Source organism: Achromobacter sp. 1014246743, from assembly GCF_059760725.1.
In genome coordinates, this window is sequence record NZ_JCBANA010000191.1 from 1 (window position 1) to 223 (window position 223).

The 223-nt window shown below is 65.9% G+C and carries 1 protein-coding gene; it reads left to right on the plus strand.

Annotation, left to right across the window (positions count from 1 at the left end; translation table 11 throughout):
- On the plus strand, positions 1-223 hold a 223-nt coding region (locus AC6LJ2_RS30200; protein WP_498152778.1), incomplete at both ends, for a transposase.

Consider the following 223-nt stretch of genomic DNA (forward strand, 5'->3'; position numbering starts at 1 on the left):
TGGCGTTCAAGAAGGCGCTGATCGAACGGGCGTTGGGTGCCGAGCTTGGGCATCATCTGGGTTACGCCCAGGGCCAGGAGCGCCCCGAGCAGGCGACCAACCAGCGCAACGGCAAGAGCCGCAAGACGGTGCTCACCGACGACGGCCCCTTGCGGGTGGACATCCCTCGGGACCGAGATGGCAGCTTTGCCCCGATCCTGATCCCCAAGCATGAACGCCGCTT